The organism is Brachybacterium sp. SW0106-09, from assembly GCF_001293905.1.
GTDB lineage: Bacteria > Actinomycetota > Actinomycetes > Actinomycetales > Dermabacteraceae > Brachybacterium > Brachybacterium conglomeratum.
This window is the reverse complement of record NZ_BCAK01000018.1, coordinates 62,291-73,365: the sequence shown is the minus strand read 5'-3', so window position 1 is coordinate 73,365 and position 11,075 is coordinate 62,291. Positions and strand designations below refer to the sequence as shown.

Below are 11,075 nucleotides of genomic sequence, written 5' to 3'. Positions count from 1 at the left end.
TCAGTGCACCCCTTCGAGGTGCTCGAGGGAGAAGACCCCGTCCAGGTGGGCGTGCACGGCGATCACGTCGATCCGCACGTCGCGGTGCGGGGTCGAGCGCTCCATGAGGTACTCCCCCGCCAGCCGGCGCAGCCTGCGCAGCTTCGCGGGGGTGACGGCGGCCTGCGGCACCCCGGTGACGAACGATCGGCGGGTCTTGACCTCGACGAAGACGAGGGTCGTGTGCGCGAGGGCGACGATGTCCAGCTCGCCGTGCTCGAGCCGCAGGTTGCGCTCCACGATCTGCCAGCCGCAGGCCACCAGGTGGTCGGCGGCGAGGTCCTCCCCGGCGCGTCCGAGCTCGAGGGTGGTCATCTCCCGCACGCGGGGCGGTGCCGGGGCCGGGCGGGGCCTGTCGGCGGGGAGGGAGGCGGGCGGGGTGCCGGGGGCGGGAGCGAGGCTGTTCATGCCCGTCAGCCTCGCGGGAGGGGCCCGGGCGGGGAAGCGGCCCCTGGATCCTGGGGACGACGGGGTGCTGTGGAGGAGAGGTCGCGCGGCACCGGAGGGTCGCGCGGCGGGCTCAGGGCAGGGAGATGTCCTGCTTGTTGAGCTCCTCGATGTTGACGTCCTTGAAGGTCACCACCCGCACCGAGCGCACGAAGCGGTTGGAGCGGTAGATGTCCCACACCCACACGTCCGCCAGGCGCAGCTCGTAGAACACCTCGCCGCCGCCCGAGCGGACCTGCAGGTCCACCTGGTTGGCGAGGTAGAAGCGGCGCTCCGTCTCCACGACGTACGTGAACAGGCTGACCACGTCGCGGTACTCGCGGAAGAGCTGGAGCTCGAGGTCGGACTCGTAGTTCTCGAGATCCTGGCTGCTCATCGGCGCTCCTCCTCGTCCTGCGGGCTCCACGGGCCCTCCCACAGTACGCCAGCGGAGCCGGGCGTCGGGCCGGTGCCCGCGGCAGGCGCCGCTGCGGGGCGGGCGGTGCGGGCGGCGGCGGGCACGGAGCCGAGCCGCCAGCTGCGGCGATGGTGCTCGTGCACGCCGATCCGGTCGATCGCCGCGCGGTGCACCGCGGCGCCGTAGCCCTTGTTCGAGGCCCAGCCGTAGTCGGGAGCCACCGCGTCCAGCTCGACCATCCGCGCGTCCCGTGCGACCTTCGCGAGGATGCTCGCCGCGGACACGCTCGCGCAGTCCCGGTCGGCGGCGACCCGCAGCTGCACCAGCGGCGCGGGGCGCTCCGCAGCCGTCAGCGCGGGGGTGAGCACGTCCGCGTCCCCGTCGAGCAGGAGGGCGTCGGCCTCGACGCCGAGCCCCTCGAGCGCGCGCAGCGCGGCGCGGGTCAGGGCGGCCATGATCCCGATCTCGTCGATCTCGGACGCCTCCGCCCAGCCGACGGCGCCGGTCAGCGCGGACTCGCGGATCGGGGCGACCAGCGCCTCACGGCGCCGGGCGGTGAGCTTCTTGGAGTCCCTCACGCCGTCGGGCAGGGGTGCGACCTCGCCGTCGGTGATCTCGAGGGCGACCGCGCCGACGGCGACGGGGCCGGCGAGGGCGCCACGGCCCACCTCGTCCAGCCCCACCACGACCCGGCGCCCGGGGCCCGCGCGGCGGGCGAGCTCGCGTTCGAGGTCGAGGGTCGGTGCGGGGGCGCTCACGGCTGGTCGGGCACGTCGGCGAACGCGTCCGACCCGTCCCCGAGGCCGGTCCAGCGGCTCGCGGGCCAGAACACGACCTCGGCGCGGCCGGTGATGTCCGACTCGTCGACGAAGCCGCCCTCGCCCTGCACCTCGTGCCAGGCGGAGTCCGCGGAGGCGTAGCGGTTGTCGCCCATCACCCAGACCTTGTCGTCGGGGACGGTGACATCGAAGGCCGCCTGGCAGGCGGGGGTCTCCGGGTTGATGTACGGCTCGTCGAGTGTGGTGCCGTTGACCTGCAGGGCGGCGCCCTCCTCCTCGCACACCACGTGATCGCCGGGCAGGCCGATCAGCCGCTTGACCAGGTGGTCCTGGGAGGGGTCGGGGGCGAGCCCGATGAGCGAGAGGGCCATCATGACCCGCACCCGGGGGGTGGGGTTCTCGGTCGCGTCGCCGGGGATCCAGTCCGCCGGATCCTCGAAGACGATGACGTCGCCGCGCTCAAGGTCGAACACCCCGGGGCTGAGCTTGGAGACGATGATCTTGTCGTCCTCCAGCAGCGTGGGGTTCATCGAGGCGGAGGGGATGTAGAACGGCTGGATCAGGAAGGTCTTCACGAGCACCGCGATGACCAGCGCGACCACCATGGTCACGAGGGTGTCCAGCCACAGCGGCATCCGCTGCCCGCGGCGGTGGGTGCGGCCCTCGCCCTCGGGGCGGTCCTGCGCCGCGGGGCGCTCGTCCCCCTGCGGGGCGCTGCCCTCGGACGCGGTCGTCGCGGTCGCGGCGTCCTCGGCGGGAGCGGGGTCCCCGGTCGGGGAGCCGGCTCGGCGGTTCTCGTCGGACGCATTCATCGCGGCAAGGATAGCCGCTGGGGGCTGGGAGTCAGAGGGAGCCGCCGCGAGGCGGTGGCCACACGATCCGCTCGACCCTGCCGACCACCCGATCCACTGGGATCATCCCGCCGCCGGGGGCGCCGAGCAGGTGCCGGGAGTCGGTGGAGTCGGGACGGTTGTCGCCGAGCACGAACATGCGCCCCTCGGGGACGACGAGGTCGAACTCGGTGGTGCTGGGCGCCATGCCGCCCGGCAGGTAGGGCTCCTCCAGCTCCTCGCCGTTCAGCAGCAGGGCGCCCTCGTCGCCGCAGCAGGCGATGGAGTCGCCGCCGACGGCGATCACCCGCTTGACCCAGTAGCGGTCGCCGTCCTCCGCCGAGGGGGCGAAGTATCCCCTGCCGTCGAAGACGACCACGTCCCCGCGCTCGGCCTCGCCGGCGCTCGTGCGGTCGGCCAGGAGCACGTCCCCGGCCTCGAGGGTCGGGGCCATGGAGGCCGACGGGACGCGGAAGGGCTGGACCACGAAGTGCCGCACGGCGAGCACCGCGAGCAGCGCCAGCACGACGCAGACGGCGACGGCCACCACCGGGTGGGGCCGTCGCCGTCTCGCCGCGCTCACGCGGGTGATCCTGGGATCCGGGAGCGGATCAGGAGTGGTCGCGCTTCTCCTTGATGCGGGCCTTCTTGCCCGTGAGGTTGCGCAGGTAGTACAGCTTCGCGCGGCGGACGTCACCGCGGGTGACGACCTCGATCTTGTCGACCGTGGGGGCGTGCACGGGGAACACGCGCTCCACGCCGACGCCGAAGGAGATCTTGCGGACGCGGAAGGTCTCGCCCACGCCGTGGCCCTGGCGGCCGATGACGTAGCCCTGGAAGACCTGGATTCGGGAGCGGTTGCCCTCGATGACCTTCACGTGCACCTTGACGTTGTCGCCGGCGCGGAAGGCGGGGACGTCCTCGCGCAGGGACGCCTTGTCGAGCTCGTCGAGCTTCTGCATGTCTCTCTCCTGGCCTCCGCCTCAGGTCGTCGGCCTCGTTCGTCGGGCCGCCTCTCGGGCGACCCGTCATGAACCGTCGATCCGGCGGGGAGCTGGCCCCCGTGCCGGTGTGCTGGGCCTCTGGCGGCGACTCCCATCGCCACGGACCTGCCCGACCGCGTGATGCGCCCTCCCCTGAGGCAGAGAGGCGCGCGGTGCGCACGAGGGGACATTCTGCCAGCGCACGGGAAGGGGCGGCAAGCCCGCATCGGGGCGTTCGTGCCGGTGATCACCGTGGAGGGCTGTCGGATCGCTCACGTCCAGGTCGCGGGCGGGGCGTCCTCGGTGCGCCGGACGACGCCCTCAGGCCTCGTCGAGCAGATCGGGGCGGCGCTGCCGGGTGCGCTCGAGCGACTGCTCGCGCCGCCAGGCGGCGATCTTCCCGTGGTCGCCGGAGAGCAGGATCGCGGGCGCCTCCCGCACCACCCCGGCCGGGTCCTCCCAGCGGGCGGGGCGGGTGTAGAGCGGGTACTCCAGCAGCCCGTCGGAGTGGGACTCCTCGACGAGGGACTCGGCGTTGCCGACCACGCCCGGGACGAGCCGCACCACGGCCTCGGTGATCGCGAGGACCGCGACCTCGCCGCCGTTGAGCACGTAGTCGCCGACGGAGGCGAGGTGGACCTCGCAGCCGATGTCGGCGAGGTGCTCGTAGACCCGCTCGTCGATCCCCTCGTAGCGACCGCAGGCGAGGACCAGCCATTCGCACTCGGACCATTCCTGGGCGGTGGCCTGGGCGAAGGGGGTACCGGCGGGGTTGGGGAAGATGATCACCGGCTCGGTGTCGGCGCCGAGCGCCGCCTGCCCCTCGGCGCGCACGGCGGCGAAGGCCTCCGCCCACGGCTCGGGCTTCATCACCATGCCGGCACCGCCGCCGAGCGGGGTGTCGTCCACGGTGCGGTGGCGGTCGTGGGTCCAGCTGCGCAGGTCGTGGACATGCAGGTCCACGAGTCCGTCGCGGCGCGCCTTGCCGATCAGGGAGAGCTCGAGCGGGGCGAGGTACTCGGGGAAGATGGTGAGGACGTCGATGCGCACGGCGGGCTCAGCGCTCCGTCCGGGCGGGGCCGGAGGTCTCCGGCTCGGGGCCCTGCTCGTCCTCGGGCAGCGCGTCGAACAGCCCGCCGGGCGGATCGGCGATGACGACGCCGGCCTCGAGGTCGACCTCGGGCACGAGCTGCTCGACCAGCGGCAGCTGCACGCGTCGCCGGTCGGGGGTGCGCACGACGAGGAGGTCCTGCGCCGGGTAGTGGTCCACGCCCGCGACGACGCCGAGCTCGCGCCCGTCGACGTGGCGGACGGCGAGGCCCTTGAGCTGCGCGGGATACCAGGCATCGGGGTCCTCTGCGGCCTCCTCCTCGGCGTCGACCGCGACCTCGAGGTCCACGCCGCGCAGGGACTCGGCGTCGGTGCGGTCCGCGACCTCCTCGAAGCTCGCGTACCAGCGCTCCTGCTGGAGGCGCGTGCGGGCCACGGTGAGGGTGCGGGAGCGGCCGGCGACCTCGACCTGGAACGCGGTGCCGGGGCTCAGCCGCTCCTCGGGCTGGTCGGTGCGCAGGACGAGGGCGACCTCGCCGCGCAGGCCATGGGCGCGGCCGATCGTCGCGACGATCACGTCGAGGGTGCTCATGCGGTGGCTCCGTTCGAGGGGGCGGGAAGGGCTGCGAGGTGGGCGGGAGAGCCGTCGGACGGGTCGGAGGCATCTGCCCGGGCGGGCACGTCCTCCGGGGCGGGGGCGCCGACGACGGCGTCGCCTCCCTCCTCGGCGGGCGCCGGGGCGTGGTAGCCCTGCTCGGCGCAGGCGGTCGAGAGCTGGTCGAGCGGGTCCTGGAGCCCGTCGGACCAGGTGTCGCCGTCCAGGGCGTCGACGAAGGGGGCGCGGACCTGCTCGAGGGCGGTGCGCACGGCGTCGTCGTCCACGGCGGTGATCTGCGCGTCCAGCAGCTCGGCGGTCGCGCGGAGGTCGTCGGTGCGGCCGGAGGGAACCTCGCGCGGGGAGAGGCCGACGAGCTTGAACATGTTCGAGGTCAGGACGTTCGAGTTCGCGAAGTGGGTGAGAGTGCCGGGGGTGTCGAAGACGTCGGCGCAGACGAGGGCGGCGGGCTTGGCGCCGGCCTCCCCTCCCCCGGCGGCCCAGAGCGCCGCGACGGAGACGTCATGACAGCCGGCGGCCACGCCTTCGAAAGCGTCGGCGAAGGCCTCGCGGTCGGACTCGGCGCCGCGCTCGGGCTGGGTGCGGAACCAGTCGGCCAGCTCCGTCGCGGCCGCCCGTGCGCCCTCGGGCGCCTCGGCGAAGAGGTCCTCGACGTCGTCACCGGTCATGGCGTAGAAGCCGGGGTCGGAGGGGCCGACCTCCGGTGCGCTCCCGGCACGGTCCAGGACGTCGCGGGAGAGCGGGCCCGCATAGTCGGGGTCTCCCCAGAACCCGGTGCAGGCCGCGGCGAGGGCGGGATCGGCGCTTGCCTCCTCGGGCGCGGCCGACGGCGCCTCCGGCTCCCCGCCGGGCGCCTCGGCCGTGCAGCCGTCGAGCGTGAGGGCGAGGGTGGCGAGCGCGGCGCCGGGGAGGGCGGCGCGGTGAGCGCGGCGACGACCCCCGGACGGCGAGGAGCGGCGCTGCCGGGACCTCTCGGTCCGCTCGGCAGCGCCGCTCCTCAGGATCCTGCGGGGCACCTCAGCGACGGTCGACGTCGACGATGTCGACCCGCACGTCGTCCTCGGAGAGGGCCGCGGTGACCGTGCGCAGGGCACGGGCGGTGCGGCCGGACCGGCCGATGACGCGTCCCAGGTCGGCGGCGCCGACCCGGACCTCGAGCAGCGGGCCGCGACGCGTGGACTTCTCCGTGACGCGCACGGCGTCGGGGTCGTCGACGATGCCGCGTACCAGATGATCGAGCGCTTCGGCGCGGGCGCTCATCTCAGGCCTCGTCGGTCGCCGCGGCCTCGGCGTCCTCGGTGGTCTCGCCCTCGGCCGGAGCCTCCTCGGAGCCGGGGGCGACGTCCGCGGCCTCGGCCTGCTCGTCAGCCTTGGCCTTCTTCGCCCCGTCGCGGGACTCGGTGGCGGCCTTGTCGGCCTCGGCGATGAGCTCCTCGGCAGACTTCTTCGCCTCGGCGGTCTTCAGGGAGCCGGCGGCGTCGCCCTCGCCCTTGAACTTCGCCCAGTCGCCGGTGACCTTCAGCAGCGCGGCGACCTGCTCGGACGGCTGCGCGCCGACGCCCAGCCAGTACTGGGCGCGCTCGGAGTCGATCTCGATGACCGAGGGGTTCTCGGTGGGGTGGTACTTGCCGATCTCCTCGATCACGGCGCCGTCGCGCTTCTTGCGCGAATCGGCGACCACGACGCGGTAGAACGGTGCACGGATCTTGCCCATGCGCTTCAGACGGATCTTGACAGCCACGTGGGTGGACTCTCCTTCAGGGATGTTCGGGTGAGTCCCGCCGCAGCCTGTGGGGTGATGCGGGCGCTGACGGTTCTCGGGGTGTCGCTCCCGGGCGGGTAGAGGGCCGGCCCGGACGCATACAGCGCACGATTATGCCAGGGATCCCCTCCCCCGTTCCACCCCGCATCCTGTGCGGCGGGGCACAACGGCCCGAGGGGCAGGGCCGACCCCGGCGCGCCGGGCCGACGAGCCCGTCGGCCTCAGCCGGAGAACGCCTCGATCAGCTGGTTCGCGCCGAGCACCACGAACAGCAGCGTCACCACGCCGAGGGCGATGTTCAGGATCGGCCCGTTGCGCCACTTCTCCGGCATGTGCCGGGAGTTCATCAGCACCAGCAGCGTGATCGCGAGGAAGGGCATGAAGAACGCGCCGAGGACGCCGTAGGCGATGATCACCTGCACCGGCCGGCCGAGCAGGAGCAGCAGCATCGGCGGGAAGGTCAGCCACAGCACGTAGAAGCGGTAGTACTTCCCGCCGATCCTGCGGTCGGGATGCTCCTCGGCCTTGCCCCGCACGTGTCCCCAGAAGTCCGCGAACATCACCGAGACGCCGTTCCACACCCCGAGCACAGAGGAGAAGGACGAGGCCCAGAAGCCGATCAGGAACATCCAGCTGAAGGCCGTGCCGTAGCGGGAGGCGAGCACCTCGGCGAGGTCGAGCAGGCCCCGATCACCCTCGTCGATCGCGATCGAGGAGGAGTACAGCAGCTCCGCGCCGACGACCAGCATGGCGATGACGAAGATGCCGGAGATGACGTACGCCATCGCGTTGTCGATCCGCATCACCCGCATCCAGCGCGGGCTGGACCACCCCTTCTCCTTCAGCCAGTAGCCGTAGGCGGCCAGCGTGATCGTGCCGCCCACGCCGCCGGCGATGGACAGCGTGTAGACGAGCCCTCCCTCGGGGATGCGGGGCACGAGCCCGCCGAGCACCTCGCCGAGGTTCGGCAGGGTGACCACGGCGGCGCCCACGACGGTCAGGAACATCAGGCCGACGAGCATCGCGACGAGCTTCTCGAGCGCGTGGTAGCGCCCCACCCAGACGAGCCCCGCTCCGATCAGACCCGAGAGGATCGCGTAGACGATGAACGGCATGTCCGCGATCCAGCCGACGTCCCCGAGCACGGGCAGCTGCGGGACGAGCGCCGCGAGCGGGAGGGCGGAGGCGCTCATCGCCGTCGCGCCGTACACGAAGCCCCAGACCATGATGTACGGACCGAAGTACCAGGAGGTCCATCGGCCCACGCGGCGCCAGCCCTCGAAGATCGAGTGGCCGGTGGCGAGGGTCCAGCGCCCCGCACCCTCGACCAGCACGATCTTGATGATCACGCCGGCGACCGCGGCCCACAGGAGCGCGTAGCCGTAGCGGGAGCCGGCGACCAGGGTCGCGACGAGGTCGCCGGCGCCGATTCCGGTCGCGGCGACGACGAGGCCCGGGCCGACGAGCTTCCAGCGCGGCGGGGCGCCCTCGGCGTCCTCGACGGCGGTGCCGGCGCCGGCGGGATCCTGCGGGACATCGGACGGGCCGTCCGCGGCGGGGGCGGGAGCGGAGGCGGAGCCGCGCGCGGCGGGGACCGGTGCGGAGGCGGAGCCGCGCGCGGCGCGTCGCCGGCCGGCGGGCTGCGATCCGGTGGGCTGCTCTGCGTCGTCGGAGTGCATCCCCGCACGATAACGGTCGTGTGCCCTGGATCACCGCGCGACTCGGTAGGGCGGTGGGAGGTCGTCCGCTCTGTCCGGTTCGGGCCCGCGGCCGGCGCCGCACGGACGACCGGGCGCCGTCCGTCGGCCGGGACCGGCTCGACCCGCTCGTCCGCCCTGTCCCGCTCGTCCCGCTCGTCCCGCCGCGACGTTCCCCGTCGGTCGGCCGCTCGGACGGTCAGGTCACGCGACCACTCGACCGCCGAGCACCACGTGACTGCGCTCGCGCAGGATCCGATGGTCCTCGCGCGGGTCGGCGGGGACGACGAGCAGGTCCGCCGGGGCGCCGTCCTCGAGCCCGGGGGCGCCGAGGAAGCGACGCGGCGCCCAGGCCGCGGCCTCGAGGATCTCGGTGGCGGAGAGCCCGGCGGCGTCGAGCTCGTCGAGCTCGTCGTGGATGATGCCGTGGCCGAGCACTCCCCCGGAATCGGTGCCGACCAGCAGCGGCACCCCGGCGTCGTGGGCATCGCGGGTGCGGTCGTAGCGGCCGGCGCGCAGGCGGCGCATGTGCGCGGCATAGGCGGGGAACTTCTTCTCGCCCTGGGAGGCGTAGGTCTCGAACTCGTCGACGTTCACCAGGGTGGTCACCACCGGGATACCCGCCTCGGCGACACGGCGGATCGTCTCGTCGGTCAGGCCCGTGGCGTGCTCGAGGCAGTCGAAGCCCGCGTCGAGGACGAGCGGGAGGGTCTCCTCGTCGAAGGTGTGGGTGGTGATCCGGGCGCCCGCGGCGTGGGCCGCGTCGGCCGCGGCGACGAAGTCCTGCGCCTCCCAGCACGGGGTCAGATCGCCGACGCCGCGGTCGATCCAGTCGCCGACGAGCTTGACCCAGCCGTCGCCGCGGCCGGCCTCGCGGGTGACGGCGGCGGGCAGGTCCTCGGGCTCGAGCTCGTCGGCGTAGCCGAACAGGTAGCGGCGGGTGCGGGCGAGATGGCGGCCGCAGCGGATCAGCCGCGGCAGGTCGTCCTGCTGCTGCAGCGGGGAGTTGTCGATGATCGAGCCGGCGTCGCGGATCAGCAGCACCCCGGAGTCGCGGTCGACGAGGGCCTGCTCGCGCGCCTCGGCCAGGGTAGTGCCCCCTCCCCCGTCGGCGATGCCGAGGTGGCAGTGCAGATCGGCGAGGCCGGGGAGCACGAATCCGTCGATCTCGCGGACCTCCGCACCGGCGGGCAGCTCGGGCTTCTCGTGGTGAATCCGGTCGCCGACGACCCAGGCGCCGCCCTGCTCCTCCTCGGCGCCGAGCAGGATCGGTCCGCGCAGGTGGAGGATCGGTGCGGTGGTCTCGGCGACATCGGTGGTGCTCATGCCGCCGAGCCTATCGATCCGGGACCGGGACCGAGGCGTCCCACCGGGTTCGGCCTCGAACAGCGGGGCACGGCACGTGCAGCTGGACTCGGCCAGAGCGGCAGGCGTCGGCGTCGACGGAGAAGTTCAGCCCCATGTCGATGACGACGCGGCCTCTGCACCCCACGCGGCATCGAGGCGAAGGAAGAAGTCGGTCGGCTCGTGGAGGTCCTCCGCGTGCACCCGGATGACCGTCCACCCCTCGGCGGTCAGCACGGCGCTCTTATGGTGATCGTGCTTCACCCGGTCAGGGCTCGTCAGGTGGTCGCCGCCGTCGTACTCGATGGCGATGCGCCGATCCGGATAGGCGAGGTCGGCGTAGTAGACGATGCCGGTCGTGGGGTCGACCACCTCGTGGTTCATCGCGGTGACGGGTCGTCCGCACCGCATCAGCAGCAGATGCATCTGAGTCTCCTGCGGAGACCAGACGCGCTCCCGGGCCAGCGCGACGGCGTCCCTCAGCCGTGATGCCCCGCGGCCGCGTGCCGTGCCGGCCCGCTCTCTCACCTCGGTCATAGGGATGCGCCATGCAGTCCCGAAGCGGTCCGCGACCAGCGAGTCGACGGCGGTGACGAGCTCGTCGAGCGTGAGGCCGACGGCGATCTCCTGCAGCGCTGTCAGCGGATCGACCATGGTCACGCCGTGGAGGTCGACGGTCGGGGACGCGGCTCGCCGATGGACGACGAGCGTCTCGGTGCGCCGCGGGGAGCTGCCCTCGCTGGTGTTCAGGTGCACGCGCGCACCGCCCTCTCGTCGAGCCCGCCGGGGCAGACGGACTCCGAACAGCTCGGCGGCGGTCGCCCCCGAGACGACCGACGGGCACCCGAGGAGCTCCTGGGCCGCGAGGACCACCCGTCGCAGGTCGGCCGGGTGGTCGGTGCGCGTGTAGCAGGTAGGGAGCACGCGGGTCATCGCGGGCGAGTGGAGATGGCGCCGGTGCATCCCGTGCTCGAGGAGCCACTCACCTCGGTACACCTCGCCCCGCTGCAGATCCTCCGGCCTCAGTCCCATGGCCGGGACCGTAGCTCTCTCACGTCACCCGGCACCGGCTCCGGTCGATGCTGGGGACGACCCAGCTGTGGGGAGGAACGGTCGTCCCGCACGGAGCTC

The 11,075-nt window shown here is 73.2% G+C and carries 14 protein-coding genes; all 14 read right to left on the bottom strand.

Annotated features, from left to right (window positions below; translation table 11 throughout):
* Positions 1-447, bottom strand: coding sequence for a YraN family protein (locus Y09_RS09445; RefSeq protein ID WP_082358740.1), 447 nt, complete (start codon positions 445-447; stop codon positions 1-3).
* 112 nt (positions 448-559) lie between these two features.
* A complete protein-coding gene (locus Y09_RS09440) occupies positions 560-862 on the bottom strand; it encodes a DUF2469 domain-containing protein (protein WP_010551350.1) in 303 nt (100 codons plus the stop codon).
* Positions 859-1,641, bottom strand: coding sequence for a ribonuclease HII (locus tag Y09_RS09435; RefSeq protein WP_053917482.1), 783 nt, complete (start codon positions 1,639-1,641; stop codon positions 859-861). The genes Y09_RS09440 and Y09_RS09435 overlap by 4 nt, the downstream gene beginning before the upstream one ends.
* Positions 1,638-2,474, bottom strand: coding sequence for a signal peptidase I (gene lepB, locus Y09_RS09430; RefSeq protein ID WP_053917481.1), 837 nt, complete (start codon positions 2,472-2,474; stop codon positions 1,638-1,640). Before lepB (Y09_RS09430) ends, Y09_RS09435 begins: the two co-directional genes overlap by 4 nt.
* A 31-nt stretch (positions 2,475-2,505) precedes the next feature.
* On the bottom strand, positions 2,506-3,075 hold the full coding sequence (gene lepB / locus Y09_RS09425) for a signal peptidase I (protein ID WP_053917480.1): 570 nt from the start codon (positions 3,073-3,075) through the stop codon (positions 2,506-2,508).
* A 28-nt stretch (positions 3,076-3,103) separates the two neighbouring features.
* On the bottom strand, positions 3,104-3,454 hold the full coding sequence (gene rplS / locus Y09_RS09420; RefSeq protein ID WP_010551346.1) for a 50S ribosomal protein L19: 351 nt from the start codon (positions 3,452-3,454) through the stop codon (positions 3,104-3,106).
* Between the two features lie 342 nt (positions 3,455-3,796).
* Positions 3,797-4,525, bottom strand: a complete 729-nt coding sequence (trmD, locus tag Y09_RS09415) for a tRNA (guanosine(37)-N1)-methyltransferase TrmD (RefSeq protein WP_053917479.1) — start codon at positions 4,523-4,525, stop codon at positions 3,797-3,799.
* 7 nt (positions 4,526-4,532) lie between these two features.
* On the bottom strand, positions 4,533-5,117 hold the full coding sequence (gene rimM, locus Y09_RS09410; protein ID WP_053917478.1) for a ribosome maturation factor RimM: 585 nt from the start codon (positions 5,115-5,117) through the stop codon (positions 4,533-4,535).
* On the bottom strand, positions 5,114-6,157 hold the full coding sequence (locus tag Y09_RS09405; RefSeq protein WP_053917477.1) for a hypothetical protein: 1,044 nt from the start codon (positions 6,155-6,157) through the stop codon (positions 5,114-5,116). The genes rimM and Y09_RS09405 overlap by 4 nt, the downstream gene beginning before the upstream one ends.
* Before the next feature lies 1 nt (position 6,158).
* Positions 6,159-6,401 (bottom strand): RNA-binding protein, encoded by a 243-nt coding sequence (locus Y09_RS09400; protein ID WP_010551342.1) that lies wholly within the window; start codon positions 6,399-6,401, stop codon positions 6,159-6,161.
* A gap of 1 nt (position 6,402) precedes the next feature.
* On the bottom strand, positions 6,403-6,882 hold the full coding sequence (gene rpsP / locus Y09_RS09395; RefSeq protein ID WP_010551341.1) for a 30S ribosomal protein S16: 480 nt from the start codon (positions 6,880-6,882) through the stop codon (positions 6,403-6,405).
* A 242-nt stretch (positions 6,883-7,124) separates the two neighbouring features.
* The gene (locus tag Y09_RS09390) at positions 7,125-8,582 is read right to left on the bottom strand and encodes an Nramp family divalent metal transporter (RefSeq protein ID WP_053917476.1); all 1,458 of its coding nucleotides are present in this window, start codon (positions 8,580-8,582) and stop codon (positions 7,125-7,127) included.
* A gap of 222 nt (positions 8,583-8,804) precedes the next feature.
* On the bottom strand, positions 8,805-9,926 hold the full coding sequence (locus tag Y09_RS09385) for an amidohydrolase family protein (protein ID WP_053917475.1): 1,122 nt from the start codon (positions 9,924-9,926) through the stop codon (positions 8,805-8,807).
* A 126-nt stretch (positions 9,927-10,052) separates the two neighbouring features.
* Entirely contained in the window at positions 10,053-10,976 is a 924-nt protein-coding gene (locus Y09_RS09380; RefSeq protein WP_053917474.1) for a DUF559 domain-containing protein, read from the bottom strand.
* Positions 10,977-11,075: the final 99 nt, after the last annotated feature.